At 69.6% G+C, this 13,909-nt stretch carries 7 protein-coding genes; 5 read left to right on the forward strand and 2 right to left on the reverse strand.

The features are described from left to right. Positions 1 to 39: 39 nt before the first annotated feature. Together ACIPSJ_RS22360 and ACIPSJ_RS22365 are read right to left on the reverse strand one after the other, a co-directional pair. On the reverse strand, positions 40 to 651 hold the full coding sequence (locus ACIPSJ_RS22360; protein ID WP_401348056.1) for a TetR/AcrR family transcriptional regulator: 612 nt from the start codon (positions 649 to 651) through the stop codon (positions 40 to 42). 87 nt (positions 652 to 738) lie between these two features. Further along, a complete protein-coding gene (locus ACIPSJ_RS22365) occupies positions 739 to 2,301 on the reverse strand; it encodes a family 43 glycosylhydrolase (protein WP_401348058.1) in 1,563 nt (520 codons plus the stop codon). 527 nt (positions 2,302 to 2,828) lie between these two features. Here ACIPSJ_RS22365 and ACIPSJ_RS22370 point away from each other — a divergent pair. The 5 genes from ACIPSJ_RS22370 (at position 2,829) to ACIPSJ_RS22390 (ending at position 13,587) form a co-directional block, all read left to right on the forward strand. Then, complete coding sequence (locus ACIPSJ_RS22370) at positions 2,829 to 5,282, forward strand: glycoside hydrolase family 2 TIM barrel-domain containing protein (protein WP_401348061.1); 2,454 nt, start codon at positions 2,829 to 2,831, stop codon at positions 5,280 to 5,282. A 505-nt stretch (positions 5,283 to 5,787) separates the two neighbouring features. Beyond that, positions 5,788 to 7,095 (forward strand): ABC transporter substrate-binding protein, encoded by a 1,308-nt coding sequence (locus ACIPSJ_RS22375; RefSeq protein WP_401348063.1) that lies wholly within the window; start codon positions 5,788 to 5,790, stop codon positions 7,093 to 7,095. A 17-nt stretch (positions 7,096 to 7,112) separates the two neighbouring features. Then, entirely contained in the window at positions 7,113 to 8,336 is a 1,224-nt protein-coding gene (locus tag ACIPSJ_RS22380; RefSeq protein WP_401348066.1) for a phytanoyl-CoA dioxygenase family protein, read from the forward strand. Between the two features lie 151 nt (positions 8,337 to 8,487). Further along, on the forward strand, positions 8,488 to 10,716 hold the full coding sequence (locus ACIPSJ_RS22385; protein WP_401348067.1) for an ATP-binding protein: 2,229 nt from the start codon (positions 8,488 to 8,490) through the stop codon (positions 10,714 to 10,716). A gap of 6 nt (positions 10,717 to 10,722) precedes the next feature. Beyond that, on the forward strand, positions 10,723 to 13,587 hold the full coding sequence (locus ACIPSJ_RS22390) for an ATP-binding cassette domain-containing protein (RefSeq protein ID WP_401348069.1): 2,865 nt from the start codon (positions 10,723 to 10,725) through the stop codon (positions 13,585 to 13,587). Positions 13,588 to 13,909: the final 322 nt, after the last annotated feature.

A 13,909-nucleotide genomic window follows, 5' to 3' on the forward strand; every position in this document is an offset into this window, starting at 1 on the left:
CAGACGTGAACATGAGCAGCCCACCGCCCGGGACCGGGACTACAGCTCGACGGTGAGCAGTGTCCGCAGGTACCTGCGGACACTGCCCGCCATGTCGACCGCGTCCCGGTCGTAGAGCCACTGGATCTGCAGGCCGTCCACCAGGGCCAGCATCCACCGGGCGGCATCGCCGGGGTCGACGCCCGCGCGCAGCTGACCGGCCTCGGCGATCTCCTGGAACGACTTCTGCACGGACGCGGTGACCCAGGCGTACCGCTTGTCGAAGTAGTCGTGCACCGGGTGGTCACGCGACGTCGCCTCGGCGGACAGGACCGCATACAGCTCGGTCAGCGCGGGACTGTCGCGCTGGTTGGACTCGATGAGGGTGATCAGGGCGCGGAGGTACACAAGGCCGCCTTCGGCGCGCGCCTCGTCGATCACTTCCCGTGCTCGGGCGTCCCGCCAGGTGAGGACGGCCTCGATGATGTGGTGCTTGCTCGGGAAGTGATGCAGGAGGCCTGCCTGGCTCAGTCCCGCGCGTTCGGCCACGTCCCGCAGCGACCCCTTGTGGAAGCCCGCCGCCGAGAAAACGGCCACCGCCGCGTCGATGATCTCTCGGCGCCGCGCCGCGCTCTTGGAGTATTCCCCGCGGAGTGATGGTGGCGTCGTCATGCCGGTACCGTAACGTGCACACCCCGGGAAAACCTAGCGGTTGCACGGTTTCGGGTAGGCCGGCCCGGTCGTGTCGCCGCAGGTGCGTCACGCTGCCGTGGGCGTACCTTCCCAACCTGTGTAACGGTAGTCGCCGAACCGCACCGTTCCCTCGCGGGCATAGACCCCGATGACCCTGCCGGTGAAGGACGCGGATGTCTCCGTTGTCCAGTACCGGCCGTCCAGCTCGGCGAGCAATGTGCCGTCGGCCAGCAGCCGGATCCGGTCGCCGCCCAGCGCCGGTGACGGCTGCGCAGGCGGTCGCATCTCGATACGCAGCTCGACCGGGGATGCCGGCAACGTCAGGCGCCATTCCTGCCGCAGCCCGGCGAGCACCGCCCGTGCAGTCACCACCGTGCCGCCGTCACCGGTCTGCGCCTCGATGCCGAGATGGTGGCGCTCGTCGCAGCGTGCCGCCAGGCCCCCGGCACCGTCACTGACGTCCACGGTCGCGGACACCGTCGCGTTCAGGTGGCGCTGACGGCGGCCGACGAAGACCGGCCGTGGATCCTCCAGGCCGACGCCCCGCCCCTCCAGCACGAGTCGACCGCTTCGCAGGCGGGCCAGGGCCCCCGGGATGTCGCGTACGGCCAGCCAGCCCGGGTCGTCCAGGGTGGCTCCGTCCTCGAAGGAGAACACCGTGCGCTCGGTGTCCGGCCGGGCAGCCAGCTCGACCGGGGAGGCCACCGGCCAGCCGTCGTCGGTCCACTCGAGGCCGGTGATGAAGGTCTCGCGCCCCAACGGAGAGAAGGCCTGCGCGTCGCCCAGCGTCCGGACACCCAGCAGCACCATCGCCCAGGTTCCGTCGGGCGTGCGGACCAGATCGGCGTGCCCGGTGTTCTGCACCGGCAGCGGCCTACCGCTCGCCGACAGCAGCGGATTGGCCGGGTGCCCGACGAACGGGCCGGTCGGAGACGTCCCGCGGGCCACGCTCACCGCGTGGCCGCGCTCGGTCCCGCCTTCGGCGATCACCAGGTACCAGAAGTCGCCGCGCCGGTACAGGTGCGGCGCCTCGGGAAACCGCAGCCCGGTACCGGACCACAGCGGTCGGGGGCTCTCCAGTGCCTTCCCGCCGGCCAGGTCCACCCGCACCTGCTCGATGCCGAAGTGTCGGCCGACATCCGCGCCGGACAGGCGTAGGGCGGAGTAGGTCACGTACGCCGTTCCGTCGTCGTCCCAGGCGAGGTCCGGGTCGATGCCGTCGACACCCTGGAGCGGCGTGCCCTCGCTCCAGGGACCGGCGGGATCGCTCGCCGTGAAGACCACGCAGCCGCGGGGGCTGGCGACGACGGTGACGATGACGTGGAACAGGCCGTCGTGATACCGGATCGTCGGGGCGTACACGCCGCAGCGGGCGGGGGCCCGTTCCACCGCGACCTGTTCCGGGCGCTGCGCCACGTTGCCGACGTGTTCCCATACGAGGAGGTCAGTGCTCCGGTAGACCGGAATTCCGGGAAGGTACTCGAAGGTCGAGGTCACCAAGTAGTAGGTGCCGTCGACGAGTACGACGCTGGGGTCAGGGTTGAATCCGGGGATCAGAGGGTTGGGCCATCGGCTCGTGACCGGCGCGGCGGCGCTCTCTGCCGCGCTTTCGGTGGTTGTCCGGTCCATGGGCAACGAATCCCTTCGGGTGGCGACGAAAGGTGGCCTGTGAGGGCGTGCGACGGCGCTGCGCCCGACGGCTGGGAGAGGAACGATCGTTGGCGGCCGACGCAGATCGGCGCACCCGCCGCGCCTGCCCTGCCCTGCCCTGCCCTGAACGAAGATGAACTGCGCAGTCAACGCCTGGATCCCGATGACGCCAGACCGCCCGGGAGCAGTGAACAACCCTATTGGTACTGGTTGTTGGGCGGAAGCGCCATACCCCTTGACTCAAATCGTCGGCTCCACCAAGGTACCAACTGACTTCGTAGTCAGAGGTGAGAGAGCGTCGCCCTCTCAGTGATCACTGTCCGCTTCGGTCACGGACGGGAACTCGGCACGAGCAGTCAAGGACCCTGTTCCGCCCTCCTGGTGAACCGACGCAGCAGCGCCACACGGCCCGGCGCCGAGTCGGCCCTGCGCGCAGCCTTTCCCGTCCTGCCGGTGGCGCGCGCCGACGCGCCTGCCGCCCCTACCGGGCACGGAAGGAAACCGATATGAACCGTCGTCGTTCGTTCAACCGCGGATGGGCCGTCAAACCCAAGCCGAACATCTGGGCCCAGCTCACCGACCCCGGCGCCGCCTCGCAACCCGTCACGCTCCCCCACGACGCGCTGATCGGTCGGCCCCGCACACCAGAGGGCAGCGGCAGGACGGCATACTTCCCGCCCTCCGGTGAGTACGAGTACTCCAAGACCTTCCACGTGCCCGAGTCCTGGTCCGCCAGGCGAGTGTCCCTGGAATTCCAGGGCGCCTACCGGGATGCCATGGTTCACCTCAACGACACCCGTGCCGCCCATTGGGCCTACGGATACTCGACGTTCACGGTGCCGCTCGACGACTTCCTGGTCTACGGCGCCGACAACACCGTCCGCGTCGACGTACGCACCTGCGACGACTCCCGCTGGTACTCGGGCGCGGGCCTGCACCGGGACGTCGTCCTGGTGGTCACCGGCCTTGTGCACATCTCCCAGGACGGCATCGTCGTCACGACGCCGGACGTGGACGACGAGCGCGCCGTGGTGGAGATCGCCGTCCCCGTCACGAACGCCGGGCTGTCGACGCGGACCGTCACCGTGGAGGCGGAGGTGGCCGACGCACAGGACAACCGGGTCGCACACGGCACGGCACCGGTCACCGTCCGACCCGGTGGGACCGCCGTCGTGCGTCACCGTGTCTACGTCCGCGAGCCCCGCCGCTGGAGCGTGAACGACCCCTGCCTGCACCGGGTCTGCGTCACCCTGCGCGACGGCTCGGAGGCGCTGGACCGTGACACCGTGCCGCTCGGCATCCGCACACTTCGTCTCGATCCCTTCCACGGCCTGCGGATCAACGACGAGGTCGTGAAGTTGCGCGGAGCCTGCCTGCACCACGACAACGGCGTCCTGGGAGCCGCCGCGATCGGCCGCGCCGAGGAACGCCGCGTGGAACTGCTCAAGCAGGCCGGCTTCAACGCCGTCCGCAGCGCCCACAACCCGCTCAGCCAGGCGATGCTCGACGCGTGCGACCGCCTCGGGATGCTGGTGATGGACGAGGCCTTCGACACGTGGACCCAGCCCAAGTCGCCGTTCGACTACGCCACCGACTTCGCGGACTGGTGGGAGCGCGACATCGGGGCGATGGTGCGCAAGGACCGCAACCACCCCAGCGTCGTCCTCTACTCGATCGGCAACGAGATCCCCGAGACCGGCAGCCCGCTCGGCGCCGCCCTGGGACGGCAACTCGCCGAAAAGGTGCGCGAGCTCGACCCGACGCGCCCGGTGACGAACGCGGTCAATGGATTCGTCTCGGTTCTGCCCGACGTCATCGCGATGATGAAGGAGCGCGCCACCGAGAACGGGGGCGCCATGGACGGCGGAACCATGGCCGGCGGTGTCAACGCCGCCGGCGACACGATGAGCCGTGTCGCGGAGTCAGCGGCGGTCGCCGCCCGCGTCGAGGAGTCGCTTTCTGCGGTGGACATCGCCGGGCTCAACTACGCCGCGGGCCGCTACGAACTGGACCGTGATCAGTACCCGAACCGGATCACCGTGGGCACCGAGACCTACCCGCAGGGCATCGCCCGCAACTGGCGGCTGGTCCAGGAGAACCCGCAGGTACTCGGCGACTTCACCTGGGCCGGCTGGGACTACCTGGGTGAGGCCGGCATCGGCCGCCGCCGCTACGCCGACGAGAGCAGGACCAGCTCCGAGGCTCCGTATCCCTGGCTGACGGCCTGGTGCGGCGACCTCGACATCACCGGGCACCGCCGCCCACAGTCGTACTACCGTGAGACCGTCTTCGGACTGCGGCACGAGCCCTACCTCGCGGTGGAGCGCCCCTGCCACCACGGACGCGAGGCGGTCCCGGCGATGAGCCTGTGGTCCTGGCCGGACGCCCTGGCGAGCTGGACCTGGCCCGTCGAGGAGAAGACACCGATCGACGTCGAGGTCTACAGCTCCTGTGACGAGGTCGAACTCCGGCTCAACGGCCGCACCGTGGGCCGTGGGCCGGCAGGTCCGGACCACGAGTACCGGGCCCGCTTCCCCCTGGAGTACGAGCCGGGCGAGCTGGTGGCCATCGCCTACCGGGCCGGCCGGGAAGAGGCCCGCACGGTCCTGCGGACGGCGGGCCGGGCCACCGTGCTCGACGTGCGCGCCGACCGAACGGAGCTGACCGCGTCCTGCGCGGACCTGTCGTTCGTCACCGTCGAACTCCGCGACGCCGAAGGCGTCCTCGTCACCGGCACCGACCGCCGGATCGAGGTCGCCGTGTCGGGCGCGGGCGTGCTGCAAGGTCTGGGCACCGGACGTCCCGACACCGACGAGTCATTCGGCGCGTCGGAATGCACCACCTTCGACGGCCGAGCACTGGCGGTCGTCCGTCCCTCCGGCGAGGGACGGATCGAGGTCACGGTCCGAGCCGACGGCCTTTCCCCAGTCACCAGGACTCTCCTCGTGGGCCCCGCGTAGGGCGCCGATCCGTGGTCAGGGCGGCAGGTGGAGCCGGGGCTTGAGGTGGTGGAGTGCGGGAAGCCGGAGCCGCCACGGGTGAGGGACGACCAAGCTCTCCGTGGCCGGCCCCGGCGAGGCAAGCGGGTCCTGATCAACGACTTCTGCCAGGACCTGTCAGGCCGCCTCGGTGAGGTGGGCGTCGGACGCGCGTCTGCCGACGGGACTGTCCCGTATGCGACTTTGACCGTCCGAAGTCTTGTGAGGCGTTGGCACAGCCGCTAATTTCTACTCACGTTCAAATTCTGGCCGTCGCAGTCCAGCGGCCGGGGCGCCGCGCCACCTCGGCCTCGAAGGACCTCCCCGGCGCCGGGGCAGGCCACTCATACGCAACGGTTCCCGACGAAGCACCGGGCGCCGCCCCCGAACCGTCCTTGTACGTCGACGGCACCAACGAACCGTGAGCCTCGCACCGTCGCTCCTCGGTGTCTGTCGCCGCCTTCGTCTCTCGAGAAGCGGATTCGTCATGACCTCACGTCGTCTCAGGCTCCGCGTCTGGTCTCTTCTCACTGCCGCCACCATGCTCTCGGCCGGCGCCTGCACGGCGGAGAAGAAGGCGGACGCCGCTGGTGCGGCCTCACCGGGCGGGGTCTCCGCGCCCTCCGTGGGCAGGGCCGCGCCCGGTGTCACCGATGACAGCATCAAGATCGGCGTCGTGTACCCGGACTTCTCCTCGGTCAAGCAGTACCTGCACATCGACCACGGGGACTACCGAGCGACGTACGGCGCGTTGATCAAGAAGCTCAACGACAGCGGTGGCATCAACGGCCGCAAGATCATCCCGGTGTACGGCGCCATCAACGTGACGTCGCCGTCCGCCGCGCAGGAGACCTGCGTGAAACTCACGCAGGACGAGAAGGTCTTCGCGGTGATCGGAACACTCAGCACGAACGAGCCGCTCTGCTACGTGCAGAACAACCGGACCGCCGTGGTCGGAGGACCGTTGACCACGAAGAACTATGCCCTGGCGAAGGCGCCGTGGTTCTCGACGGATCGCGGAGGCGACGAACTCTACGACGCTCTCGGGCTGTTCGCCGCGGCACTCAAGGGCAGGAAGGTCGCCGTCGCCGGAGTGGCGAACGAGCAGAGCCTCGTCCAGGACACCGTCGTGCCCACGCTCAAGAAACTCGGCGTCACCCCGGTGCAGGTCGCCATCAGCGACGCGAACCCCCAGGACGCCGTGGCGACGGCCCAGCAGGCCAACGTGTTCCTGACGAAGTTCCAGGCCTCGGGGGCCGACACGCTCGTGCTCGCCGGTGGGGCGGCGGTGACCTTCCCGGCGGCGCTGGAGAAGACCAAGTACCGTCCCCGGCTCCTGTTCACCAGCCGCGACGAAGCCAACATCTACGCCGAGGACAACAAGTCCAAGCACGACTACTCCACCCTGTCCGACGCCCTGACGCTGGGGACCGTGGACCAGTGGTCGGAGTCCACCGTGCAGAAGTGCGTCGGGACCGTCGAGAACGCCGTCCCGAAACTGAAGGGCAAGCTCGGCGTCGACCCCGCCACCCTGCCCCCCGGGGCGTTCGCCCCCCAGATCGCGCTGACCGACGCGTGCACCAGCCTGAACCTCTTCGGGGCCATCGCCGGCAAGGCCGGCAGGAAGCTCGACTACGAGACCTTCCAGTCGGCCGGTTTCTCGCTGGGCACCTTCCCGCTTCCCGGAAAGGCCGACAAGGCCGACTACACCGAGAAGACCCCGCACGGCGCGGTCCCTTTCCGGCTCTTCACGTACGACTCGGTCACAAGCAAGTTCGTCCCGTCCGCGTCATAGAAGGTCGAGGAAGAACCATGTCTGTCGCACTGGACCGGCGCACACGCCACGATGCGGACCTGCGCCACATCGGCATCGACGCATTCGTCACCGGCGAGTTCGCCGAACTCGCGGCCCGCAATGGCGCGTTGGTGGCTCGTGGCATCGAGGCGCTGGACGCTCCCCCACTCGCAGTCGAGGTCGGGGAGGACAGGTGGTCGTTCCGCGGTGGCGCCTGCGCGCTGGAGGCCGAAAGGGGGGTCGCCGACGGAGCGCTCGTCGTGACGCTCACCGAGCAGGAGTTCTCCGACTGGGTACAGAACCAACGGTCGTTCAACGCCATGATGACAGCCCGCACGCTGCGATACCGTGGCGGCGACAAGCGCGATGTGTCCGTCTGGGACTCCCTGTGGCTGACCCTCCTGGAGGGCTGGCCGATCATGGACGAGCAGATCACTTTCCGCGACCGGCGTGGCACCCCACTCGACCTCGGCCGGTGCTTCACCCCGGACGACGATCCGGCAGACGTGGCGCATTTCCTGCGTGCGGCGGGATTCCTGCACCTGCGCGGCTGGACCGATCCGGCGTGTGTGTCGAGGATCTCGGACGAGATGGACGCCGCACTCCCCGACTACCGTGAGGGGGACGGCCGTTCGTGGTGGGCCACACTCGCGGACGACTCGCGCCGATGCGTCAGGATGCAGGAGTTCGTGGAGCGCTCACCCGCTCTGGCCGCACTTCTGCGCGGTGAGCAGTGGCAGCGACTGCGTCGCGTGGTCGCCGCCGGCGACGACCTCGTCCAGGCCCCCGTCGAAGGTCGCTGCGCGGAAGCGCTGATCAAGCCGGTGGGCGTCGTCGTCGGTGCCTCCGACGTCAGTTTCCACCGCGACTGCCACCTCGGCCGTCACGCGTACACGTGCGCCACGTTGACGGTCGGGATCGCTGTCACGGAGACCAGTGAGGCGAACGGCCTGCTCAGGGTCGTCGCCGGATCGCACCGCGTGGTGATGCCCGTGGAGATCGCGAAGGCCGATCCCTACCTGCCCGTCGTCGCCGTCGCCACGCAACCCGGCGACCTCACGGTGCACCTGTCCTGCTGCCTCCACGAGTCGACACCACCCCGCACCGCGGAACGAAGGGTCGTGTACTCCGAATTCCACCTGGCGCCCCGGAGCACCCCTCGGGACGGGAGCCCGGCAGCGGCGAAGGATCTCTCGGATCTGCGCGAGCGGGTCTCCGACATCCTTCTTGAGAACTCCTGAGCAACCGGTTCGTGACGCCTGCCCGTGCCGTGCCGGAGTTCAGCCGTGCACGACGCTCCTGTGCTTTCGCCCCAAGACCGACATCCTGGTACACGGAGACGCCCATGCGCCCAAGCGATTGTCCGCGCCCTTTCGTCGAGGGACGTCGACGGTGACGACGCCCTCCGAGCCCGCCGCACACGACGACGACGGCGTACCCTCGGCCGCCGGCCTGGCCGCCGGGCTCATCGAGGCGGAGGCCGATCGTCAGGCCCGGCAGGCCGAGTCGCGGCGCGAGGTCCTCTTCGCGGACGAACTGCTGCCCGGCGTCGGCGGAGCGCCGGTGACCCTGCGCCAGGGACTGCTGGCCGGCGGTTCGACGACCTTCCTGACCCTGGCCACCCTCGCCGCGCTGGACGAGCTGGAGTCCGCCGCGCTGACCATCCTCGCTCCGGACATCCGCGACGCGTTCGGGCTGAGCGACGGAGTGATCGTCTTCATCTCCGCGGCCTCGGGCGCGTTCCTGATCCTCGGGGCGCTGCCGATGGGCTGGCTGGCGGACCGGTTCCGCCGCAGCCGGATCATCGGCTGGGCCGGTGTCATGTTCGCCGCGATGGTGCTGGCCTCGGGACTGGCCGCCAACGCCCTGCTGTTCTTCCTGGCCCGGTTCGGCGTAGGCGTCGCGAAAGCGAGCACCAACACCGTCCACGGCTCCCTGCTGGCGGACTCCTATCCCATCGAGGTACGCGGACGCATGTCCGCGGTCGGCTACAGTTCGGCCCGTTCCGTCGCGGCGCTGAGTCCGCTCGTCGTGGCGGGGATCGCCGCGCTGGCAGGCGGGGCCGACGGATGGCGATGGCCGTTCCTGATCCTCGGACTGCCGTCGGTGGCGGTGGCGATCTGGGCGTTCCGCCTCCCGGAGCCCCGGCGTGGACAGTACGAGATGAAGTCGGTCCTCGGTGAGACGGTCGAGGACGACAGGCCGATGCCGATCTCGGTCGAGGCCGCGTTCGCGCGCCTGGTGCGGGTACGGACCATGAAGACGGTGATCCTCGCCTTCTCGGCGCTCGGCTTCACCCTGTTCACCGGCGGGACTCTGAGCAACCTCTGGGCGGACGACCACTTCCACATGTCCACCTTCGAACGCGGAGTGTGGGGCTCGGTCAGCGGCGTCGCGGTCCTGGCACTGCTGCCGTTCGTCGGCCCCTACTACGACCGGCTCTACCGCCACGACCCGTCCCGGGCCGTGGCGCTGCTCGGATACCTCCTCCTGCCGAGTGCCGTCCTCATACCGGTCCAGTGGTACATGCCGACGGGGTGGGCGTTCATGCTGCTCGCCATCCCGGGCGGCATGCTCGGCTCGGTGGCCTTCGCCATGACGGCCCCGATCATCACCTCCGTGGTCCCGTACCGCCTGCGCGGGCTCGGCGCGGCGCTCGGCTCCCTGTACATCTTCTTCTTCGGCGCCACCGGCGGTGCCCTCGTCTCGGGTCTGATCAGCGACGCCTACAACCCGCGCGTCGCGATACTGGTGCTCGCCGTTCCGGCCACGGCACTCGGCGGCTTCCTGATGGTGCGCAGCGCACGGTTCATCAGGAACGACCTCTCCCTAGTCGTCCGGGAGCTGCGTGAGGAACTGGCGGAAGCCGAGCGCCGGCGACAGGACCCGGAGCACATCCCGCTGCTCCAGGTGAACGACATCGACTTCTCCTACGGGCATGTACAGGTCCTCTTCGACGTCGCCTTCGAGGTCAGGCGTGGCGAGACGCTGGCGCTGCTCGGCACCAACGGCGCCGGCAAGTCGACGATCCTGAAGGTCGTCTGCGGGCTCGGCACGCCGTCGCGCGGGGTGGTCCGGCTCAACGGACGCGCCATCACGTACGTGGCTCCCGAGCAACGGGGGCGGTACGGGATTCACCTGCTGCCCGGCGGCAAGGGCGTGTTCGCGGACATGACCGTGCGCGAGAACCTGGAGATGGCCGCCTTCCGTTTCCGTGGCGACACGAGACGTCGCGGGGAGCGATTCGCCTACGTCCTGGATCTCTTCCCGGATCTGGCCGACCGGAGGGACCAGACCGGCGGCTCGCTCTCCGGAGGCCAGCAGCAGATGCTCGCCCTCGCCATGGTGCTGATGCACGACCCGGAAGTGCTGCTCATCGACGAGCTGTCGCTGGGCCTCGCACCGGTGGTGGTGCAGGACCTGCTGGCCGTCATCGAGCGCCTCAAGGCCGACGGACTCACCATCGTCGTGGTGGAGCAGTCGCTGAACATCGCCCTCGCCATCGCCGACCGCGCGGTGTTCCTGGAGAAGGGTCAGGTCCGGTTCACCGGGCCCGCGCGTGAACTGGCCGAGCGCGACGATCTGGCGCGCGCGGTCTTCCTCGGCCGGGAAGGCGGTTGATCCCCCGTGCAAGCACCCCCACTGCAACTTCTGTTCGACGGCCTGGTCAACGGACTGGTCATCGGCCTCCTGACCATGAGCATCGTGCTCGTGCACCGTTCCACCCGTGTCATCAACTTCGCCGTGGCCAACATGGGCCTGGTCGGCTCGGTGCTCTTCGCCGTCCTCGTGGTGCGCTACCACGTGCCCTACTGGATCGCACTGCTCCTCGCCCTGATCGCCGGGACGGCATTCGGCGCGATCGTCGACCTGGCGGTCGTCCGCCGTCTGTTCGACGCGCCACGGGTGATCGTGCTGGTCGCGACCATCGGTGTCGCCCAGCTCGCGTCGACCGTCGTCACCGGGTATCCGGGTCTGGACGGCTACGTCGACGACTCCTACCCGGTTCCCTGGTCGGGCGTCTGGTCCCCCGTCGGCGATCTGCAGATCACCGGAGCGCAGCTGTCCGTCCTGGTGACGGTCCCCCTGGCAGCGGTCGCGCTGAGCTGGATCCTCGGCCGGACGACGCTCGGCAAGACGGTCAAGGCCTCCGCGTCCAACCCCGAGCTGGCCCGGCTGAACGGCATCAGCCCGAAACTGGTGTCCACGGCCGTGTGGTCCCTCGCCGGCCTGCTGGGGACCCTGTGCCTGATTCTCGTCTCCGCCCAGACCGGATCGCTGACCCAGATCACCGAACTCGGTCCCGCCACGCTGTTGCGTGCCCTGGCCGCGGCGGTCATCGCCCGGATGGTCTCGTTCCGTATCGCCCTGACGGCAGGTGTGTTCCTCGGACTGCTGCAGTCGTTCGTCCAGTTCAACTGGCTCGACCAGCCCGGTCTCACCGAACTCGTCATCTTCGTGCTCGTGCTGGGGTCCGTGTTCTTCGTCAGCCGGGGACGGGACACGGAGACATCGGTCTTCTCCTTCGCCCCGAAGGTCCGGCCGGTCCCGGAGCGGCTGCGAGGCGTGTGGTGGGTCCGCCACCTCGAACGCTCTCCCCTCGTCCTCCTCGCCCTGGTCGCGGTGGTCGTCCCGCTCCTCGTCGCCCAGCCCTCCGAGCAGCTGCTCTTCACGATCATCATCGGGTACTCGATCAGCGCGGCGTCGGTGACGATCCTGACCGGCTGGGCCGGGCAGCTCTCCCTGGGGCAGATGGCTTTCGCAGGGCTCGGCGCGCTGACCGCGGCCGCGCTGAGCCGTGGACTGCGCATCGATGCCGGTGACATCGTCTACAGCGTCCGTGCTCTCGGCTTCCCCGTCTCGGTGCTGGCGGCGGCGCTGTTCACCGCCGCGCTGGCCGCGATCGTCGGGGCGGGCGCGCTCCGGGTACGAGGACTGCTGCTCGCGGTCTCCACCTTCGCCTTCGCCGTCACCGCCGAGCAGTTCTTCTACCAGCGCAGCGTGTTCCTCGACCCGGGTCTCAAGACCGCCTCGTTCCCGCGCGGTTCGGTGTTCGGCATCGACATCTCCACGCCGCGCGCCTACTACTACCTGGTTCTGGTCGTCCTCGTCGCCGTGCTCACCGTCGTCGCGCGCCTGCGGAAGTCGGGCGTGGGCCGTACGACGATCGGCGTACGGGACAACCCGACGACGGCCGCCGCGTACACGGTGGGCGCCGCCCGGGTGAAACTGCGCGTCTTCGCCCTCGCGGGCGGCATCGCGGGCCTCGGCGGCGCGCTGCTCGCGGGCGCCGTCGAGAACGTGCCCTACGCCGACCGGTACTTCCTCACCGCCGATTCCCTGACCCTGGTGTCCGTCGTGGTGATCGGTGGCCTGGGCTCGGTGTCCGGATCCGTGCTCGGCTCGCTGTGGGTGATCGGCCTGCCGGCGATCTTCCCGGACAACGACACCGTCCCGTTGCTGACCTCCAGCATGGGCCTGCTGATCCTGCTCCTCTACTTCCCCGGCGGCCTGGTCCAACTCGCCTACCGTGCCCGTGACGCCCTGCTGGCCTGGGCCGACCACCGTCTCGGCGCGGATCCCCCGCCCAAGTCCATGAGCGCGGTACCACCCCGGGCCCTCACCCGTGGGCTGCGCGCCCCCCTGCCCTCCGGAGGACTCGCGCTGGCCACCAGTCACGTCAGGGTCCGGTTCGGCGGGCGGGTGGCCGTGGACGGTGTCTCCCTCCAGGTCCGGCCCCATGAGATCGTGGGCCTGATCGGGACCAACGGCGCGGGCAAGTCGACGCTGATGAACGCCATCGGCGGTCTCGTCCCCTCGCAGGGGGCCGTCGAACTCCTCGGGCAGGAGGTCACCGGGTCTTCCCCCGCGACGCGCGCCCGCCTCGGTCTGGGGCGCACCTTCCAGGCGGCCACGCTCTTCCCGGAGCTGACGGTTCGCGAGACCGTCCAGATCGCTCTGGAGGCACGTGGGCGGACCGGTCTGCTCGCCACCGCCCTGCACCTGCCCCACACCTTCAGGCGCGAACGCTCCAAGAGGTCCGATGCCGACGATCTGATCGACTTCCTCGGGCTGGGCCGCTACGCCGACGCGTTCATCGGCGATCTGTCGACAGGGACACGGCGCATCGTGGAACTCGCCGGGCTGCTGGCACTCGACGCCGGGGTGCTGTGCCTGGACGAGCCGACCGCGGGGGTCGCCCAGCGTGAGACCGAGGCGTTCGGTCCGCTCATCCAGGAGATCCGCCGCGAACTCGGCGCAGCCATGCTCGTGATCGAGCACGACATGCCGCTGATCATGAGCATCAGCGATCGCGTCTACTGTCTGGAGACCGGCCGGATCATCGCCGACGGCCGGCCGGGCGACGTCCGCGACGACCCCCGGGTGATCGCCAGCTACCTCGGCACCGACGCACGCGCCATCGAACGCAGCGGCACCGTCAGCTCGGTGGCCTGCGAGCCCGGCCCCACGTCGACCACCACTGCCCCGTAGGAAGGACGAGGAGTCGTAGCGGCGCCACTGGAGAGGGGTCGTCCTCGACACGGCGATGACGAGGACGACCTCGCCACGGTGCTCCCGTGACGCCGGAGCCTCCCACGGTCCGTACCGCGCTGGCGGACTCCGGGCTCACCGCCGAGCCACGCCGCCACGGCGTCCTCCTTCATCGCCGGTCACTCTTTCCGATGCCGACGGCTGCCCGGTCGAACGCACAACGGCCCGGGCAGGGCCCGCGCAGGCGTCGCCTCGTCGGCTGAGGAGAGCAGCCTCGACGGTTCGGCGTCCCGTCGGGCGAACCCGCGACGGCGACAGGAGG

This window comes from Streptomyces sp. NPDC090088 (assembly GCF_044747345.1).
In the GTDB taxonomy this organism is placed as follows: domain Bacteria; phylum Actinomycetota; class Actinomycetes; order Streptomycetales; family Streptomycetaceae; genus Streptomyces.